General features: G+C 68.2%; 15 protein-coding genes. 10 read left to right on the top strand and 5 right to left on the bottom strand.

Translation table 11 applies throughout. From position 1 onward, the window contains the following. Window positions 1-96 precede the first annotated feature (96 nt). On the top strand, window positions 97-669 hold the full coding sequence (locus HDC34_RS10720) for a CDP-alcohol phosphatidyltransferase family protein (RefSeq protein WP_179556823.1): 573 nt from the start codon (window positions 97-99) through the stop codon (window positions 667-669). Here HDC34_RS10720 and HDC34_RS10715 read toward each other — a convergent pair. Continuing rightward, entirely contained in the window at window positions 641-1,456 is an 816-nt protein-coding gene (locus HDC34_RS10715; protein ID WP_104252968.1) for a DUF3097 family protein, read from the bottom strand. The genes HDC34_RS10720 and HDC34_RS10715 overlap by 29 nt on opposite strands. A 236-nt stretch (window positions 1,457-1,692) precedes the next feature. Here HDC34_RS10715 and HDC34_RS10710 point away from each other — a divergent pair, with 236 nt between their 5' ends. The 3 genes from HDC34_RS10710 to HDC34_RS10700 all read left to right on the top strand — a co-directional run bounded on the left by HDC34_RS10710 (window position 1,693) and on the right by HDC34_RS10700 (window position 3,699). Further along, a complete protein-coding gene (locus HDC34_RS10710) occupies window positions 1,693-2,193 on the top strand; it encodes an FHA domain-containing protein (protein ID WP_104252809.1) in 501 nt (166 codons plus the stop codon). A gap of 44 nt (window positions 2,194-2,237) precedes the next feature. Continuing rightward, window positions 2,238-2,885, top strand: coding sequence for a MerR family transcriptional regulator (locus tag HDC34_RS10705; RefSeq protein WP_104311825.1), 648 nt, complete (start codon window positions 2,238-2,240; stop codon window positions 2,883-2,885). Window positions 2,886-3,156: 271 nt separating this feature from the next. After that, entirely contained in the window at window positions 3,157-3,699 is a 543-nt protein-coding gene (locus HDC34_RS10700) for a MerR family transcriptional regulator (protein WP_104252811.1), read from the top strand. A 16-nt stretch (window positions 3,700-3,715) separates the two neighbouring features. Here the strand turns inward: HDC34_RS10700 and HDC34_RS10695 are convergent, their stop codons facing one another. Beyond that, entirely contained in the window at window positions 3,716-4,579 is an 864-nt protein-coding gene (locus HDC34_RS10695) for a ParA family protein (RefSeq protein ID WP_179556822.1), read from the bottom strand. A 77-nt stretch (window positions 4,580-4,656) separates the two neighbouring features. Here HDC34_RS10695 and HDC34_RS10690 point away from each other — a divergent pair, with 77 nt between their 5' ends. From HDC34_RS10690 to def, 3 genes are read left to right on the top strand one after another with little or no spacing between them, the layout of a single operon-like run. Further along, complete coding sequence (locus HDC34_RS10690; RefSeq protein ID WP_179556821.1) at window positions 4,657-8,079, top strand: pyruvate carboxylase; 3,423 nt, start codon at window positions 4,657-4,659, stop codon at window positions 8,077-8,079. Continuing rightward, window positions 8,072-9,478, top strand: coding sequence for a mycothione reductase (locus HDC34_RS10685; protein WP_179556820.1), 1,407 nt, complete (start codon window positions 8,072-8,074; stop codon window positions 9,476-9,478). Before HDC34_RS10690 ends, HDC34_RS10685 begins: the two co-directional genes overlap by 8 nt. After that, entirely contained in the window at window positions 9,475-10,038 is a 564-nt protein-coding gene (def, locus tag HDC34_RS10680; protein ID WP_179556819.1) for a peptide deformylase, read from the top strand. The genes HDC34_RS10685 and def overlap by 4 nt, the downstream gene beginning before the upstream one ends. Window positions 10,039-10,077: 39 nt before the next feature. On the opposite strand, the gene HDC34_RS10675 is transcribed toward def, so the two are convergent. Further along, window positions 10,078-11,898: a long-chain fatty acid--CoA ligase gene (locus HDC34_RS10675; RefSeq protein ID WP_179556818.1), complete on the bottom strand. Its 1,821-nt coding sequence runs from the start codon at window positions 11,896-11,898 to the stop codon at window positions 10,078-10,080. A 175-nt stretch (window positions 11,899-12,073) separates the two neighbouring features. On the opposite strand from HDC34_RS10675, the gene HDC34_RS10670 reads away from it, so the two are divergent. Together HDC34_RS10670 and HDC34_RS10665 are read left to right on the top strand one after the other, a co-directional pair. Next, window positions 12,074-12,793, top strand: a complete 720-nt coding sequence (locus HDC34_RS10670; protein WP_104252817.1) for a 1-acyl-sn-glycerol-3-phosphate acyltransferase — start codon at window positions 12,074-12,076, stop codon at window positions 12,791-12,793. Window positions 12,794-12,951: 158 nt separating this feature from the next. Next, window positions 12,952-14,337, top strand: a complete 1,386-nt coding sequence (locus tag HDC34_RS10665; RefSeq protein ID WP_104311831.1) for a class II 3-deoxy-7-phosphoheptulonate synthase — start codon at window positions 12,952-12,954, stop codon at window positions 14,335-14,337. Window positions 14,338-14,440: 103 nt separating this feature from the next. On the opposite strand, the gene pknB is transcribed toward HDC34_RS10665, so the two are convergent. After that, a complete protein-coding gene (gene pknB / locus HDC34_RS10660; RefSeq protein ID WP_179557155.1) occupies window positions 14,441-16,456 on the bottom strand; it encodes a Stk1 family PASTA domain-containing Ser/Thr kinase in 2,016 nt (671 codons plus the stop codon). Between the two features lie 134 nt (window positions 16,457-16,590). Here pknB and HDC34_RS10655 point away from each other — a divergent pair, with 134 nt between their 5' ends. Then, window positions 16,591-16,935, top strand: a complete 345-nt coding sequence (locus HDC34_RS10655; protein WP_179556817.1) for an Rv2175c family DNA-binding protein — start codon at window positions 16,591-16,593, stop codon at window positions 16,933-16,935. Window positions 16,936-17,014: 79 nt separating this feature from the next. On the opposite strand, the gene HDC34_RS10650 is transcribed toward HDC34_RS10655, so the two are convergent. After that, the gene (locus HDC34_RS10650; protein ID WP_179556816.1) at window positions 17,015-18,097 is read right to left on the bottom strand and encodes a polyprenyl synthetase family protein; all 1,083 of its coding nucleotides are present in this window, start codon (window positions 18,095-18,097) and stop codon (window positions 17,015-17,017) included. Window positions 18,098-18,115 lie beyond the last annotated feature (18 nt).

The following is an 18,115-nucleotide window of genomic DNA, read 5'->3' as shown; positions in this document are numbered from 1 at the left end:
GCGGATCTCGGTGCGCCGGCGGCGAACGACGCGACCATCCCGGCGACACGCTGGGCCACCCAGTCGCTGGGCTGCGCCCGCTGAGACAATGGGCGCATGGCGAGCAGAGAGCAGGAAGCCCCGATGCGGTGGGCGACGCTGCCGAATGCCATCTCGGTGGCGCGGCTGCTCGTCTTCGTGCCGCTCACCATCTGGCTCGCCGCCGATGGCAGAGCACTCGCGGCGACCCTGAGCCTCGCAGCCTTCGGCGCGACCGACTGGATCGACGGGTTCCTCGCTCGCCGGCTCGGCCAGGTCTCACGGGTGGGGGAGATCCTCGACCCGGTCGCGGATCGACTCGGCATCATCGCCATCGGCCTCGGGCTCGCCCTCCTGGGTTATCTCCCGTGGTTCGTCCTCATCACGATCTTCGTGTGCGACGTGGCTCTGCTCGTGATCGGGCTCACCCGACTCGACCGCGTCCGCGAGGGGAGAGTCAACCTGCTCGGCAAGGCCAGGTCGGCGTTCATCATGGTCGCGATGCCGCTCCACCTGCTCTCCTACGCCGCTCAGGTGCCCGCTGAGCCCCTGCGGGGCATCACGTGGTGGATGCTCGCCATCGGCACGGTCCTGCACGTCGCCGCTGGCGCGGTCTACGCCGTCAGGTACCTGCGCCGCCGGGCTCCGTGACGAAGTCGATGAGCTCCTCGACGCGGCCCAGCAGGGACGGCTCCAGGTCGCGGTAGTCGCGGACCTGCTCGAGGATGCGCTGCCACGCCCTCGCGGTGTCCGCCTGCTCCTCGGCTGGCCAGCCGAGCGCCCGGCAGATGCCCTTCTTCCAGTCCTGCCCACGGGGGATGACCGGCCAGGCCTTGAGCCCGAGGCGCTCGGGCTTGACCGACTGCCACACGTCGACGTACGGGTGCCCGACGACGCGGACGTGAGAGGCGCCGAAGCGCTTCGTGATGTCGTCCGCGATGCGCTGCTCCTTGGAGCCCTTGACGAGGTGGTCGAGCAGCACGCCGACGCGCCGCGTCTGGCTCGGGCCGAAGACGGTGAGCACCTCGGCGAGGTGGTCGGCTCCCTGCAGGAACTCGACGACGACGCCGTCGATGCGGAGGTCGTGGCCCCAGACCTTCTCGACGAGCTCCGCGTCGTGCTTTCCCTCGACGAAGATGCGACCAGCCCTCGCGGTGCGCGCTTTCGCGTCGGCGACGTGGAACGACCCGGATGCGCTCCTCGCGCGCCCGGACGGCTGCTTCGCGACCGGAGGGCCGAGGAGGACCGGCTCGTCCTCGAGGAGGAAGATCGAATCCGCCGGGAACGCCTTCCGCTGCCCGTCGAAGTCCAGCAGCGTCACGGTCTGCTTGTTGGCGGAGGCGAGGCGCCCGTAGAAGCCGGTGGCCGCGTCCTCGAGCCACATGCCGCTGGCCATGGGGACCTTGCGCGTCAGCGGGGCGGATTTGCGCGCCCGCATCTGTGCGACGGGATCACCGCCGTAGCGGTCGTCGAACGCGTTTTCGTCAGAGGAAGACAGGTTTGCCACCCACGGAGTGTACGCCGAGGGTGAAAACCGGCAACGATTCGGTCGCTCGTTTCGACAACACTCAGTCGTCTGACGCACAATGGCTGGCGGTGCTTGTGCAGTTCACCGACCGGAATTCGGGCACCCCCGATTCCGCTACGCTTGAGCACCGACTCGAGGAGGCAAATATGGCTGGGTCTGACGCTGAGGCGCGAACCCCTGACGGCGACGGCGTCGTCGATGAACAGACGCAATCGTCGACGATGTCGTTCACTGGCGATTTCAGCGCGCAACTCGCCGCGCTCATCGCCGGCGGTGTCTCGAAGGAGGAGATGGAGTCGATCAGCGCTCTCCCCTCCGGCTCCGCGCTCCTGATCGTGCGCAGGGGGTCCAACGTCGGGGCCAGGTTCCTGCTCGACACCGACCTCCAGGTCGCCGGTCGCCACCCGAACGCCGAGATCTTCCTCGACGACGTCACCGTCTCTCGTCGTCACGCCGAGTTCACCAGGCACGGCCGCGAATTCCACATGCGCGACCTCGGCTCGCTCAACGGCACCTACTACAACGGCGAGCGCATCAACTCTGCAGTGCTCACGAACGGCGGAGAGGTGCAGGTCGGCAAGTTCCGCCTCACGTTCTACAGCTCGCCGCTCGACACGAGCCTGACGTCCGCGTCTGCCGGGAACTGACGGTGGCCGCTATCGCGGCGGCTTCTTCCAGTGGACAGGGCCGCATGCTCAGCATCGGACAGGTCCTCCAGCGGCTGAACGTCGAGTTCCCCGAGCTGAGCCCGTCGAAGCTGCGGTTCCTCGAGGACAAGGGGCTCGTGCATCCCGAGCGCACGCCCAAGGGCTACCGCAAGTTCTCCGCCGGCGACGTCGCTCGGCTGCGGGAAGTGCTCACCATGCAGCGGGACCTCTACCTGCCGCTCAAGGTCATCGCTGAGTACTTCGACGCGCTCGACCGCGGGCTCGAGCCCGAACTCCCGGGGTCCAGGGCACCGCAGCGGCAGACGATGCTCGCCGCGGGCACCGTGCTCGACCGCGCGCAGCTCCTCGAGCGCTCCGGCGCGAAGCCTGCACTCCTCGAGCAGGCCGTGAGCGCTGGGTTGATTCCGGCGGCCAGCCGATACCAGGAGGACGAGCTCACGATGCTGAGCACACTCGTCGAACTGGAGAAGGTGGGCATCGAGCCGCGACACCTCCGACCGTTCCGCGCCGCCGCGCACCACGAGTTCGGTCTCATCGAGCAGGCCCTGTCGACCAGCACTCGACGGGCTCGTTCGGGCGGCGAGGCGCACGAGCGGGCGCACGAGCTCGCTGAGCACCTCGAGTCCGTCCGACGGTCGCTCATCCGTCAGGCCGTCCGCGGTCGCAGGTAGCTTCACCCTCCACTTGAACGTCAGGTGGATTCGAACGGCGCAAGCCCTCTCCGCGACACGCCGCTGCGCGCATCCCGAAGCCCGAGATACAGGGCGAGTCGGGTCGGGATCACATCGTTGTCGTTCGGAAGTAGCCGAGTCGCACGCGCTCCAATAGAATCAACTCAGACGGCTCGGGACTTACCTCAAGTTCCCCTGTGGTAAGACCCACTGCTTCCGCCCCAGTTCTCCTGGGAGCTGAGCCAGTCGAAAACGTGTGAAAGGTGCAGGCATGAGCGAGCAGGGACAGGGCGACGCGCCAACCGGCGGCGAGTTGGTCTTTACCGACGGCATTCCGGACCTCGATCCGGGTTCCGGCTACCGCGGCGCCGTTGCCGCGAGAGCCGCCGGCATCACCTACCGCCAGCTCGACTATTGGGCTCGAACGGGACTCGTCGAGCCGACCGTGCGCGGTGCGAAGGGGTCTGGCTCCCAGCGTCTCTACTCGTTCCGGGACATCCTCGTCCTCAAGCTCGTGAAGCGGCTGCTCGAGACCGGCATCTCGCTCCAGCAGATCCGCACCGCGGTCGACCAGCTGCACGAGACCGGCGTCGTCGACCTCGCGCAGACGACCCTCATGTCGGACGGCGCGAGCGTGTACCTCTGCACCTCGAACGACCAGGTCATCGACCTCGTGCACCGCGGTCAGGGCGTCTTCGGCATCTTCGTCGGCCAGGTGCTCCGAGAGGTCGAATCGACGCTCGTGGACTTCGAGCAGCAGACCATCGACCCAGTCGACGAGCTCGCAGCTCGTCGCGCGAGTCGCGCGAGCTAGCCGCCGACCCCGCTCGCTAGCTGTTCGACCGGCCCCGCTGACGCCCACGCGTCACCGGGGCTTCGTCGTCGGTACCTGCGGCGTTGGCATACGGGCCGAGGCGTCCCGCACGCATGATGCGCTCGAGGAGCGTGTCGAAGCTCGCGGCCATCTCCTCGGCGGAGCTCCCGGGCCACAGGTGCACGGGCTTGGCCGCGCCCGTGGCCTGCTGGAGCGACGTCCGCTCAGGCAACGCGGGGGAGAGGACAAGCGGTCCGAACATGTCGCGCAGCTCGCCGAGCCTGAACTGGTGCTCGATCGACTGATGCTTCGCCCGGTTGACGATGATGCCGAGCGGCTGCAGCCGCGGCGAGAGCTCGCGCCTGATCTCATCCACCGCGCGGAGCGCGCGGTCTGCCGCCGCCACCGAGAAGAGTCCCGGCTCCGTCACGACGGCAACACGGTCAGAGGCCGCCCAGGCTGTCCTGGTGAGGGCGTTGAGTGACGGCGGGCAGTCGATGAGCACCAGGTCGTAGTCGGCTTCGACGATGGCCAGAGCCTCCTCGAGGCGCCAGATCTCGCGGATCGACGGGTTCGGGGTGTCGAAGCTCAGCGCTGCCGGGCTTCCGACCATGAGGTCGATGACGCCGTGGCCACCTTCGCCCCATGACGAGCGGGCGATCGCGGCACGCACGGTGCTCGGCTTGGGAGAGCGGAGGACGTCGGCGATCGTGGCGCCATCCTGCGCGCGCGCGTCGAGCCCAGTCGAGACATCCGACTGGGGATCCAGGTCGACGACGAGGGTTCTGAGCCCGCGGGCCCAGGCGGCGGAAGCGAGGCCCAGGGTCACCGTGGTCTTGCCGACGCCGCCCTTGAGAGAACTGATGCTGAGGACGAACACCAGCCCAGGCTACATTCACTAGGCTGGCGTCACGTTGCTGCAAGCCCCTGTCGTTGTTGTCGGAAGGTGGAACACCGGTGTTCAAGAAGATCCTGGTTGCCAATCGAGGCGAGATCGCCATTCGCGCATTCCGTGCCGCTGTGGAGCTCGGAGCACGGACGGTCGCGGTGTACCCCTACGAGGACCGCAACTCGCTTCACCGCCTGAAAGCTGACGAGGCATACCAGATCGGCACCGTGGGACAGCCAGTCCGGGCCTACCTCGACGTCGCGGAGATCCTGCGCGTCGCGAAGGAATCCGGTGCCGACGCGATCTACCCCGGCTACGGCTTCCTGAGTGAGAACCCAGAACTCGCGCGGGCCGCCCAGGACGCGGGAATCGCCTTCATCGGGCCGCCCCCTCGGGTCCTTGAATCGGCGGGCAACAAGGTCACGGCCAAGAACCAGGCGATCGCCGCGGGGGTGCCGGTGCTCGCCTCGAGCCAGCCCTCCACCGACCTCGACGCCCTGTGCGCCGCCGCCGAGGAGATCGGCTTCCCGATCTTCGCCAAGGCGGTCGCCGGCGGCGGCGGGCGGGGTATGCGGCGCGTCGAGCGCCCGGAGGACCTGCGTGAAGCGCTCGAGTCTGCGATGAAGGAGGCGGACAGCGCCTTCGGCGACCCGACGATGTTCGTCGAGCAGGCCGTGCTCCGCCCACGCCACATCGAAGTCCAGATCCTCGCCGACGAGCACGGCAACGTCGTGCACCTCTTCGAGCGCGACTGCAGCGTTCAGCGACGCCACCAGAAGGTCGTCGAGATCGCCCCTGCGCCCAACCTCTCGCAGGAGGTGCGGGAGCAGCTCTACGCCGACGCGGTCGCCTTCGCCAAGTCCATCGACTACGTGAACGCGGGCACCGTCGAGTTCCTCCTCGACACGGCCGGCCCCCGTGCCGGGCAGCACGTGTTCATCGAGATGAACCCGCGCATCCAGGTCGAGCACACGGTCACCGAGGAGGTGACGGATGTCGACCTCGTGCAGGCACAGATGCGCGTCGCCTCGGGCGAGCGCCTCGACGACATGGGGCTCGAGCAGCACCAGCTGGAGCTGCACGGTTTCGCGCTGCAGTGCAGGATCACGACCGAGGACCCATCTCAGGGGTTCCGCCCGGACACGGGGGTCATCACGACCTACCGCTCCGCGGGAGGCTCCGGCATCCGCATCGACGGAGGCACCATCGCCACGGGAGCCGAGGTCCTGCCGCACTTCGACTCGATGCTCATGAAGCTCACGGCCCGCGGGCGCGACTTCCCGGCCGCGGTGCGGCGCGCTCGACGCGCGCTGTCCGAGTTCCGCATCCGCGGCGTCGCCACGAACATCCCCTTCCTCCTCGGTGTGCTCGACGATCCCGACTTCCAGCGCGGGGACGTCGCGACCGACTTCATCGAGAAGCGCCCGGGGCTGCTCGAATACCGTCGCCCGGGCGACCGCGGCACGAAGATCGTGAACTGGCTGGCCGACGTCACGGTCAACGCACCGCACGGCGTGCGCCCGACCTCCGTCGAGCCGCGGACGAAGCTGCCCGCGCTCGACACCTCTGTCCCGCTTCCCGCCGGGCGGCGCCAGGAGCTCTTGGACCTCGGCCCCGCGGGGTTCGCAGCCCAGCTGCGTTCCGAGAAGCGCCTCGCGGTCACCGACACCACCTTCCGTGACGCACACCAGTCGCTGCTCGCGACGCGCGTCCGCACCCGCGACCTCGTCACGGCTGCGCCCTACCTCGCGAGACTCACGCCCGAGCTGCTGTCCATCGAGGCCTGGGGCGGTGCGACGTACGACGTCGCGCTCCGCTTCCTCGGCGAGGAGCCGTGGGAGCGCCTCGCGAGTCTCCGCGAAGCCGTCCCCAACATCCCACTCCAGATGCTGCTGCGGGGCCGGAACACCGTCGGCTACACGCCGTACCCGGAGGCCGTGACGAAGGCGTTCGTCCACGAGGCGACTGCGACCGGGGTCGACATCTTCCGCATCTTCGACGCCCTCAACGACGTCTCCCAGATGCGACCCGCCGTCGACGCGGTTCTCGAGACGGGAACGGCGGTCGCCGAGGTCGCCCTCTGCTACACCGGCAACCTCGCCGACCCCAACGAGCCGTTCTACACGCTCGACTACTACCTGCGCCTCGCGGAGCAGATCGTCGACGCGGGCGCGCACATCATCGCCATCAAGGACATGGCCGGGCTGCTCCGCCCGCAGGCAGCCTCGAAGCTGGTCACCGCGCTCCGCGACCGCTTCGATCTGCCCGTTCATCTGCACACGCACGACACGGCGGGCGGACAGCTCGCCACACTCCTCGCCGCCAGCGAGGCCGGTGTCGACGCCGTCGACGTCGCGAGCGCCCCCATGTCGGGAACAACGAGTCAGGCAAGCCTCTCGGCGCTTGTCGCGTCCCTCGAGCACACAGAGCGGGACACGGGCATCAGCCTCACGAACGTCACCGACCTCGAGCCATACTGGGAGGCGGTCAGGCTCGTCTACCGTCCCTTCGAATCCGGGCTCCCGGGTCCGACGGGTCGCGTCTACAAGCACGAGATCCCGGGAGGTCAGCTGTCGAACCTCCGGCAGCAGGCCATCGCGCTCGGCCTCGCGGACCAGTTCGAGCGCATCGAGGACATGTACGACGCAGCCGACAAGATCCTCGGCCGCATCCCGAAGGTCACGCCGTCCTCGAAGGTCGTGGGCGACTTGGCCCTGCACCTCGTGGCCGTCGGCGCAGACCCGGCCGATTTCGCCGAGAACCCAGGAAAGTACGACATCCCGGATTCGGTCATCGGCTTCATGGCCGGTGAGCTCGGCGAGCTGCCGGCCGGATGGCCGGAGCCGTTCCGCAGCAAGGTGCTCGAGGGGCGCGACGTCAAGATCGAAGTCACGCCGCTCTCCGACACCGACGAAGCCGGGCTCGCGGGGGACAGCCTCGAGCGCAGACGGACCCTGAACCGCCTCCTGTTCCCACAGCCCACGGCAAGCTACGAGGACACCGTCCGGCTCTTCGGCGACCTCTCCGTGCTCGACACCCTCGACTACCTCTACGGGCTCGAACCCGGAGAGGAGCACGTCATCCACATCGGGAAGGGCGTGCAGCTCTTCGTGGGCCTCGAGGCCATCGGCGAGCCGGACGCTGACGGCATGCGCACGGTCATGGCGACCCTCAACGGACAGCTGCGCCCGGTCTTCGTCCGCGATCGCAGCATCAAGGTCGACACGATCGAACGCGAGAAGGCGGACAGCGGCAACCCCGGGCACGTCGCCGCACCGTTCTCCGGCGTCGTGACGCTCCGCGTCGAGGTCGGCGAACGCGTGGCGCAGGGGCAGACCGTCGCGACCATCGAGGCTATGAAGATGGAGGCCGGCATCACGGCACCTGTCGCGGGCGTCGTCGAGCGCCTCGCCATCTCCTCGCCGCTCGAGGTCGGCAACGGCGACCTCCTCGTCGTCGTCCGCCCTGGCGCTGAGCGTGCAGATGACTGAGCGCCCAGCCGCTGAGCACTTCGAGCTGCTCATCATCGGTGCAGGCTCCGGCAACACGCTCCCGCCCGGCGACGAGGGCGGGCCGAGGACGGCCATCGTCGACGACGGACCGCACTTCGGTGGCACGTGCCTCAACGTCGGGTGCATTCCCACGAAGATGTTCGTGCACGTCGCCGACGTGGTTCGAAACGCGCGGGATGCGCAGCGGCTGGGCGTCCATGACGTCCGCCTGCGTCCGTCCTGGCCGGAGGTGCGCGACCGTGTCTTCGGGCGGATCGACCAGATCAGCGAGGGCGGGGAGAGCTACCGCGAGCACGGGAACCCGCGCGTGACGCTCGTGCGCGAGCGCGTCGAGATGCTCGGCGACCGCGAGGTGCTGACCGCCTCCGGGCGGAGGCTGAGCGCCGAGACGCTGGTCATCGCCGCGGGCAGCCGGGCACGCCACCACGATGTGGTGCCCCTCGACTCCACGCTCGTGCACACCTCGGACACGATCATGCGCATCGACGATGTGCCGCGCCGCCTCGCGATCATCGGCGGCGGGTCCATCGCATCGGAGTTCGCCCATGTCTTCAGCGCCTTCGGCTCCGAGGTCACGCAGCTCGTGCGTGGGCGCGTGCTCTCCTCGCTCGACGCGGACGTCGCCGCGACGTTCACGGAGGCCGCCCGTGAGCGGTGGCGGGTCGAGACCGGCACCTCGGTCGTCGGCTTCTCCGAAGACGGTCGAGTCGCGACGCTCACGACGGACGCGGGGGAGCAGATCGAGGTCGACGCCGTGCTGGTGGCGATCGGACGCATCCCCAACACGGACACGCTCGGCACCTACGAGGTCGGCTTCGACCACCACGATGACGGCCGGTTGCGGGTGGACGCCTACCAGCGGGTGCTGCGCGACGGCCACCCGGTCTCCGGGGTGTTCGCGCTCGGTGACATCGACTCGGAGCACCAGCTCAAGCACGTCGCCAACCACGAGGCGAGAGTCGTCGCGCACAACATCGCGGTCGAGCCCGGGCGCCGTCTCATGAAGAACACGCTCGGCCCCGTGCCGGACGTCGTCTTCACCGAGCCGCAGATCGCGAGCTTCGGAGTGACGCTCGAACGCGCCGAGCAGCTGGGCTACGACGCCTTCGAGGTGACGCACCAATATGGCTCGACCGCCTGGGGGTGGGCGCTCGAAGACGAGCGGAGCTTCTGTAAACTCGTCATCGCGCGGGGCAGCGCGACCATCCTCGGGGCACACATCGTGGGTCCGGATGCGGCGGTCCTGCTCCAGCCCCTCGTCCTCGCGGCGAGCTTCGGGCATTCCATCAGGGGCCTCGCGCGTGGCCAGTACTGGCCTCACCCCGCAGCGAGCGAGGTGGTCGAGAACGCGCTGCTGCGCGCCGAGGAGGAACTGTGACCGTTCGCCCCATCCGCTACTACGGTGACCCGGTGCTCCGGACGCCCGCAGAGCAGATCACCGTCGTCGATGACCGCATCCGCAGCCTCGTCACCGACCTGCTGGACACGACATCGCTCGACGGAAGGGCAGGCGTCGCCGCGCCGCAGATCGGCGTGGGACTCGCGGCGTTCTCGTACAACATCGATGGCGAGACCGGCTACGTGCTCAACCCGGTTCTCGAGAGCACGTGGGGCGAGCTCGAGGAGATCGACGAAGGCTGCCTGTCGGTTCCTGGCCTCTGGAACAAGACGCCGAGGTACGAGCACGCGCGTGTGACCGGCATCGACCTGGACGGCGAGCCCGTGGTGCTCGAGGGAGCCGGGCTCATGGCGCAGATGCTGCAGCACGAGACCGACCACCTCAAGGGCGTCGTCTACATCGACACGCTTGCCGCTGAGCACCGCAAGGCCGCCATGCGCGAGATCCGTGGCAGTGAGTGGTTCGCGCCCGCGACGGCGGCCAGTGCGTCCACGGCGGGCAGGACCACGGCAAGCGCCTTCGGCCGCCCGACTCGCTGAGGGGCATGGCCGAAGGCGCAGGATCGAGGCTCTGCCGATCTACTTGAGCGTGATGCCCTGGGTCGCTGGCGCCGCGTTGTAGATGCCCTCGATGATCCCCTTGTACTTCTCGAGGATCACGTGGCGCTTGATGGACATCTTCGGCGTGAGCGTTCCGTTGGCCTCGGTGAACTCCCCGTCGAGCACGACGAACTTCCGGATCGACTCGGCCCGCGATACGCGCGTGTTCGCCCGATCGACCGCGTGCTGGATCTCGGCGAGCACCTTGGGGTGCTCGGCCGCCTGAGCGACCGTGAGGTCCGGATTCTCGCCGTTGTTGCTCAGCCAGGTCTTCAGCATCTCCGGGTCGAGCGTCACGAGCGCGGAGATGAAGGGACGCTGGTCCCCGACGACCACGATCTGCCCGACGAGTGGGTCGGCGCGAATCGGGTCCTCGAGCGCCGCGGGGGAGACGTTCTTCCCGCCGGAGGTGACGATGATCTCCTTGATGCGACCCGTCACCGTGATGTAGCCGTCATCGTCGATCGAGCCGAGGTCGCCGGTCTTGAACCACTCGCCGTCGAACGCCGCGGCCGTCGCCTCGGGGTTCTTCCAGTACTCGCGGAAGACGTTGATGCCCTTGACCTGCAGCTCGCCGTGCTCGTCCGTGCGGACTGCGACGCCGGGCAGCGCGGGGCCGACGGTCCCGATCTTGGACTTCTCGGCGAGGTTCACGGACGCCGGGGCCGTGGTCTCGGTGAGGCCGTAGCCTTCGAGGATGTTCACGCCGATGGCGCGGTAGAAGTGGCCGAGGCGCGAGCCGAGCGGTGCCGAGCCGGAGACGGCGTGCTTCACGCGGCCGCCCATCACCTCGCGAAGCTTCGAGTAGACGAGCTTGTCGAAGAGCTTGTACTGGAGTCCGAGCACGAGCGGCGTGCGGCCGGCGTCCTGCGACTCCGAGTAGCGCACGGCGACATCCGCCGCCTTCCGGAAGATCTTGCCGCGCCCACCGGCTTCCGCCTTCTGCTCAGCAGAGTTGTAGACCTTCTCGAACACGCGCGGAACTGCGAGCAGGAAGGTCGGGTGGAAGGTGCCGAGCGATTCGACCAGTTTCGTGGTGTCGTGCTGGTGTCCCACCTTCACGCCGCCGTAGATGCAGAGCACGGAGATGAACCGCGCGAACACGTGCGCGAGCGTGATGAACAGCACGGTGGATGCGCCAGGGTAGATGAGCGCGCCCAGCGGGTCCTTCACGTTCCGGCAGAGCTCGACGAAGTTCGAGTGCATGATGACGCACCCCTTGGGGCGCCCCGTGGATCCTGACGTGTAGATGAGCGTCGCGATGTCGTCGCCGTTCGCGATGCCGCGCCTGCGCTCGATCTCAGCGTCGTCGACGTCGGCCCCGAGCCTGGCGAGTTCATCGATGGCGCCTGCATGCAGTGCGTAGCGCACGCGGAGGCTCGAGACGGTGTCGGCGATCTCGTCGAGCTTGTCGTCGTGCTCGGGAAGCTCGGAGATGATGCCGACCGCCTCCGAGTCCTCGAGGATCCACTCGATCTGCGCCGACGAGCTCGTCTCGTACACCGGCACCATGACGGCGCCCGCGTACCAGAGGGCAAAATCGACGAGCGTCCACTCGTAGTTCGTCTTCGCCAGGAACGCGACGCGCTCGCCGACCTCGACGCCGGCGGCGACGAAGCCCTTCGCGAGGTCGTTCACCTTGGCGTGGAACTCCTTGACGGAGACATCGCGCCAGCGATCGCCGTCCGGCAGTCCGAAGAGGGCGAGATCCGGCGATTCTCGAAGTCTGTACTGGAGCAGATCGGTGGTGTTCCAGCTCGGCTCCGGGCTGACTACGGCGGGGGTCTCGGATAGCTTCATTGCAACTCCTGAGTGTGGTCCTGGTCGTGAGCCGCCTGGACGTCCATCGGCCGGGGTCATCCGGCTTCACGTCCAGTGGCCTTCAACCCTACCGTTCCGGACACGGCGAGCGGCGCACCGGTGCGTGGCATGTCCCGAGTACACTGATGTGCCATCGCCTATCGGGAGGCCACGCATGTTGTATTGGGTGCTCAAGCATCTCTTCGCAGGGCCCTTGGTGCGCGCGACGTTCCGCCCGTGGGTGCGGGGAATCGAGAACATCCCCGCGAAGGGGCCGGTCATCCTGGCGTCGAACCATCTCTCGGTCGTCGACTCGTTCTTCATGCCGCTCTCGATCGACCGCCGCGTGTACTTCCTCGCGAAGAAGGAGTACTTCACCGGCACCGGCATCAAGGGCTGGCTGACCGCGCAGTTCTTCAAGTCCACCGGCATGCTCCCCATCGATCGAGGCGGCGGAGCCGCGAGCGAGGCGTCCCTCCAGACCGGGCTCCGCGTCCTCAGCGAGGGCCGCGTGCTCGGCATCTATCCGGAGGGAACGCGCAGCCCGGACGCGCGCATGTTCCGCGGCCGGACAGGCATCGCCCGCATGATCATGCAGGCGGACAAGCCGGTCACCGTCGTACCGGTCGTCATGGTCGACACCGAGCGTGTCCTGCCCATCGGCGCGAAGGTGCCGCGGCTGCGCAAGGTCGGCATGGTCTTCGGCGAGCCGCTCACCTTCACGCGCTACGAGGGCATGGCGGCCGACCGGTTCGTGCTCCGCTCCATCACGGACGAGATCATGAGCGAGCTGCACGCCCTCAGCAACCAGGACTATCGCGACATCTACGCCTCGTCCATCCGAACCAAGATGGATGCAGAGGCCAAGGCGCTCGCCGCCGCGCAGAAGCCCTGAACGCGCGAGAGCCGGTGATTGCTGTCAGCGATCAGACGAGCACAGCGCGCGCTGCCCCGGGTAGTGTCGGGCCGTCCGGCGTGAGATTCAGAACAACCAGTGCTGCAGCGCGTGAGCTGTCAGCGTGAGATCCGAGACATGAGATCAGAGAAGCGAGCATGAGCCAATTCACCTCCACCCGCACAGAGTCGATCCCGACGCCTCCCGGCGTGCTCGAGGGCCTCGACGCGTGGCGCGAGCTGCCGATCAGGCAGCAGCCGCAATGGGGCGACGCGACGAAGGTCGCGAGCGTCTCCGGTGAGCTCGCGTCCCTGCCGCCGCTCGTCTTCGCGGGCGAGGTCGACAGGCTGCGCGATCGTATCGCCACGGCCGCGGCCGGTCAGGCATTCGTCCTCCAGGGTGGCGACTGCGCCGAGACCTTCGCGGGGGCGACCGCCGACAAGATCCGAGCGCGCGTCCGCACGATCCTGCAGATGGCCGTCGTCCTGACCTACGGTGCCTCGATGCCCGTCGTCAAGATGGGCCGGATGGCCGGGCAGTTCGCGAAGCCCCGCTCGAGCGACAACGAGACGCGCGGCGACGTGACGCTGCCCGCCTACCGCGGCGACATCGTCAACGACTTCGACTTCACGACGGAGGGGCGGACGCCGGACCCCGAGCGCATGCTCCGCGGGTACCACACGGCGGCATCCACGCTGAACCTCGTCCGCGCCTTCACGACCGGCGGGTTCGCCGATCTCCGCGAGGTGCACTCCTGGAACCAGGGCTTCGCCGCGAACCCCGCCAACGCGCGCTACGAGCAGCTCGCCGCTGAGATCGATCGCGCCGTTCGCTTCATGGCGGCCGCCGGTGCCGACTTCTACGCGCTGCGTGATGTCGAGTTCTTCGTGGGCCACGAGGGACTCCTCATGGACTACGAGCGCCCCATGACCCGCATCGACTCGCGGACCGGCCAGCCGTACGACACCTCCGGTCACTTCATCTGGATCGGCGAGCGGACGCGTGACCTCGACGAGGCGCACGTCGACTTCTTCAGCCGCGTCAAGAACCCGATCGGTGTGAAGCTCGGGCCCTCGACAACTCCGGACACCATGCTGCGGCTCATCGACAAGATTGACCCGAACCGTGAGCCGGGGCGCCTGACCTTCATCACGCGCATGGGCGCCGGCAAGATCCGCGACGCCCTTCCGCCCCTGCTCGAGGCCATCAAGGGCGCAGACGCGCAGCCGCTGTGGATCACCGACCCGATGCACGGAAACGGCATCACGACCCCGAACGGCTACAAGACGCGTCGCTTCGACGACGTGGTTGACGAGGTCAAGGGCTTCTTCGAGGCGCACCGCGCCGCGGGGACGCACCCGGGCGGCATCCACGTGGAGCTCACGGGCGATGACGTGACGGAGTGCCTGGGCGGATCCGAGCAGATCGACGAGAAGACGCTCGAGACGCGCTACGAGTCGCTCTGCGACCCACGCCTCAACCACATGCAGTCCCTCGAGCTCGCGTTCCTGGTCGCTGAGGAGCTCCGCGCCGCGAAGCGCTGAGCCGAGTCGAAGCAAACAGAAGAGGCGCATCCCGGAGACGGGATGCGCCTCTTCTGTTCGAGCGGCGCAGCCGGCCCTGCTGCCTTCAGCAGCAGCCCGGCCGCTAGAGCGTCGCCGTCGCGGTCAGCGTGACGTTCGAGCCCGCAGGAACCTCGACCCCGGCCGCTGGAGACTGTGTGGACACCACGAACTTGATGACCGGGTTCGGGTCGTTGACGATGCCAGGGGGCACGTTGTGGCCCACGGTGAGTCCGAGCCCCTCCAATTGCGAGATCGCCTCAGCGATCGGCTTCCCGACGACGTCGGGGAGCGTGACGGGTGCGGGACCTCGTGAGACGGAGATGTTGATCGTGTCTCCCGGGACAACCGGGTCCGTCGTCGTGGAGAACGCGATGACGACGCCGCTCGCAACCGATGCGGAGTACTCGCGGCTGGAGACGTTCACCACGAGGCCAGCCTCTTCGATCAGCTGGGTCGCGTTGGCTTCCGTCTCGCCTGCGACGTCGGGAACGACGCCGGCTGAGGCGATCAGTCGAATCGGCTGGCCTTCAGCGAGGGTCGCGGGCAGCGGAGCCCCGTTGTTGTCGGTCGCGGAGAGGACGATGTCCGCCTCCTGATCGGAGAACTGCCGCAGCGTCGTCGCGGGATCGTAGGTGAACCCAGCCTCGGTGATCGCACCCTCGGCCTCGTCGAGGGTGAGCCCTTCGAGATCAGGCACGTCGAGCATCTCAGGTCCAGCAGACACGACCAGCGAGATCGGGGTCTCCGGCGCGAGGGAAGTGCCCGCCTGCGGGTCCATATCCATGACCGTGCCCGCCGCGACGTCGAGCGAGAACTCCTGCGTCACGTCGCCGACGGTGAAACCAGCGGCCGTGATGGCCGCCTCGGCATCCGCCTGCGTCAAGGAGACCGCCTGGGGAACCGTGTCGTACGACCCCGGCCCGAGACCGAACCACCACCCGACACCGCCGGCGGCGGCGATCAGCGCGATGACGATCACGGCGATCACGGCACCGAAGCGGCGCCGCTTGCGCGCGCCCGACTCTGCCGTCGTGGTCGCCGGAGGGAGCTTGGGGGAGAGGTCGGTCGCTGTCTCCTCGGGGAAGAGGGCAGGGCTGGCCATCACAGGCGGCGAGCCCGGCGTGAAGGGCTCGACGTGCCCATCGAACGCGTCGGGAGGTGAGGACGCCGAGGAGAGCTGGCTGGTGATGGCCGCCAGCTCGGTCGGGTCGGTGTCCTCGATGTCCTCGTCGCCCGCCTGGGCGATCACAGCCGTCGGCGGGAGCGGACGCGCGGACTGCCCGAGCTCGGCCTCGGCACGACGGAGGGCCTCGAGCATGACGCCAGCGTCGGCGGGGCGCAGCTCCGGGTCGCGCTCCGTCGACCACGCGACGAGCTCGTCGAGCTCGTGGGGGACGTTGGGGTTCACCTCGCTGGGCGCAGGCACCGTCTCGTTCGCATGGCGGTACGCGATGTTCACGGGCTGATCGCCGCGGTACGGCTGCTCACCGGTGAGCATCTCGAAGAGCATGATGCCGAGCGAGTAGATGTCGCTGCGCACATCCGCCGTGCCCTTGGTCACGAGCTCCGGGCTCAGGTACGCGATCGTTCCGAGGAGCACCTGGCCCGTCGCCGTGTTCGCGCTCGCCGCCCTGGCCAGCCCGAAGTCGCTGAGCTTGATGCGGCCGTCGTCGGCCAGCAGCACGTTCTCCGGCTTGAGGTCGCGGTGGACGATGCCGAGCTTGTGCGCGGCCTGCAGGCCCGCCAGGACGGCATCCATGACATCGATGGACTGCTCGGGGGTGAGCTTGTGGTGGTCGTGCAGGAGGTCCCGCAGCGTGATGCCGGGGATGTACTCCATCACCATGTACGCGAAGATCTCGTCGTCGCCCTGGTCGTAGACGTTCACGACGTTCGGGTGCGTGATCTTCGCAGCGGAGCGAGCCTCGCGGATGAATCGCTCGCGGAAGCGCTCGTCGGCAGCGAGGTGATCGTGCATCACCTTGATGGCGACGCGGCGTTCCAGGCGCAGGTCAGTGGCGACATAGACCGTAGCCATGCCGCCCTTGGCGATCAGAGAGCGCACTTGATATCGGCCGTCGATCAGACGGCCGATCATGTCGTCGGGACCAACGGGACTCACGTCGTGCAGGATAGCCCGAGCAGGCGGTCAGCCCCCGGATGAAACACCGGACGCCGCCGATCAATCGCATCGGCTCGCATCCGCGGGCGGCGTCTGCGACGATGTGAGACGTGAGTGACGTCTTCAGTACCCGCGAGTGGTACACGATTCCCCAGGCCGCTGCCGAGCTCGGCGTCTCGACGGGGCGCGTGTCGACCCTGATCGAGGACAAGCAGCTGCTCTCGTTCCGCATCGAACGCGAGCCGCGCATCCCGCGAGAGTTCATCAAGGACGGGGAGCCGCTCGTCGGCCTCCGTGGCACGCTCTTCCTGCTCGCGGACGCGGGGCTGAGCGCACACGAGCAGATGGTCTGGCTCCTGAGCGTCGACGAGACGCTCGGCATCGCCCCCGTGGACGCGCTCGTCGAGGGCCGCAAGACGCAGGTTCGTCACGCGGTGCAGCTCCTCGCCATCTGAGGCGCCCGCGCGCCGGCATGGACGGGGACCGAACGTCCTTGGGCGCTCGTGGCTGCTGCGCTGCGGGTCTGCGGCCCTGTCAGTGTGCGCGGTGCGCGGTGCGCTCCGCGAGGTCCTCGAGTAGCTGCCGCGACTCGCTGTCGAGTTCGATCGCCGCCAGGCCGGTGAGCGCCTCGCGCAACGACGTGCTGATGAGATCCTCGGTGCGCTGAAGTCCACCTGACTCGGCGATGAGGGACTGCATCCACGTGATGTCGGCGTCGCTCAGATCCGGGTCGCCCAGGAGCTCGTCGAGACGCGCCGAATCATCCGGTGCCGCCAGCTCCTGCGCCGCGGCGATCATGAGCGTGCGCTTTCCCTCCCGCAGATCGTCACCGCTCGGCTTGCCGGTCACGGCCTCGTCGCCGAAGACGCCGAGGACGTCGTCCCTGAGCTGGAAGGCGAGTCCGAGCGGCAGTCCGAACGACCGGATCTGCTCGACGTGCGAGTCGGATGCCCCGCCGAGCAGCGCGCCGAGCACGAGCGGCTCCTCGACGCTGTATCGCGCCGATTTCGAGATGGCGATGGTCTTCGCTCGGAAGGCTCGTGCATCGATGGGCACAACCGGCCACGCGACCTCTTCAACGAGGTCGAGGTACTGCCCGACGGTCACCTCGCTGCGCATCTTGCTGAACTCCGCCCGTGCACGAACCGCGTTCTCAGGGGAGACGAGGGCGCAGGCCTCGACGAAGAGCTGGTCGCTCCAGACGAGCAGGAGATCACCGAGCAGGATCGCGGCGCTCAGGCCGAAGTGCGTCTCGTCGCCTGCCCAGGCCGACGCGCGGTGATGGCGGGCGAAGGCGCGATGCGTGGAGGGGGCGCCTCGCCGCGTGTCAGAGCGATCGATGATGTCGTCGTGGACGAGAGCGGCGGCGTGGAAGAACTCGATCGAGGCAGCGGCGCGGACGACGGCCTCAGTGTGCTCGCTCGTGCCGGTCGCGCTGCCGAAGCCTGCGGCGCAGAAGGACGCGCGAAGTCGCTTGCCGCCCGTCGTGAAGCTCGCGGCCTGCTCGAGGAAGGCGGGCACGTCGACGCCGATCGGGCCGAGAACTCGCAGGTTCTCGTCGATTGTTGCGTCCAGACGACGCTGGACTTTGGAGGACAGCGAGGAACTCTCAGACACGACACCACTCTACCCAGG

It is taken from the genome of Pseudoclavibacter sp. JAI123, assembly GCF_013409665.1.
GTDB lineage: Bacteria > Actinomycetota > Actinomycetes > Actinomycetales > Microbacteriaceae > Pseudoclavibacter.
Note: the sequence above shows the minus strand (reverse complement) of the source record. Positions and strands in the feature narration are given on the sequence as shown.